This window comes from Xanthomonas hortorum (genome assembly GCF_011305375.1).
In the GTDB taxonomy this organism is placed as follows: domain Bacteria; phylum Pseudomonadota; class Gammaproteobacteria; order Xanthomonadales; family Xanthomonadaceae; genus Xanthomonas; species Xanthomonas hortorum_E.
Window position 1 is genome coordinate 1 of the sequence record NZ_VCME01000068.1, and the last position, 765, is coordinate 765.

Consider the following 765-nt stretch of genomic DNA (forward strand, 5'->3'; position numbering starts at 1 on the left):
GATCCCCACAACCACGCTGTCACCGAACTCGTTGGCGATGGGGCGCCCCACTCCTTTCGCCAACGGCCATGACGACACCAGCCACGACGAACCAGCTACGACTAGGACGTCACCGTCGCGGGAGAAAGAAAGCTCACCAACGAGGGCCGACGCCAATCTTTCGGTGCCGAGACGATATGCCGCGTCAAGATCTTTGACCTCGGCCAGTGCGGCGTCATTGAGCAGCTCAACGACGCCGTCGAACCAGGCCAAAGCGACAACCAGCCCGGGAACGGTCTGGCCAGTAACGTTCGAGACGAAAGGCCGCGCGTAGTCGAAACTGCGTCCGGCGCGCTCCTGATTCCCCACTACTTTGACCACGAAGTGCGCAGCGAGGGTGGCGTCGGTCAGGCGAGTGGCACCGTCGAAAAGAGACCGCACCATCCGCGTGACAAGCTCGTCGGCAACCAGCTCCCAGTCGTCGCGGTGATGGCCACCCAACTCCTCAGCGATCAAAACTAGCGGGATATCACCGATAGCAGTCGTAGCAACCTGAGACATCAGCGTCGATGCCCATAGCCGTCAAAGACTCCTCGACCATCGATCGCAGACGGTTCGCCGCCCCGACGTCCAGACCGGGCAGGTCGGCATCTGGGCGGCGACGAAAGACGCGAGCAACGCCAGGCTCATTCTGACGGTCTCGGCCAACGCAGAACAGATCGGATCATCTTCCTACTGGGTCCCAGCCTCGACCATGACCCGCACGCACGGGCCAGTACCCGACGG

General features: G+C 62.4%; 1 protein-coding gene. It reads right to left on the reverse strand.

Annotated features, from left to right (window positions below; all coding sequences use genetic code 11):
• On the reverse strand, positions 1 to 540 hold a 540-nt coding region (locus tag FFY45_RS21895), incomplete at its 3' end, for a hypothetical protein (protein ID WP_176342035.1).
• Positions 541 to 765: the final 225 nt, after the last annotated feature.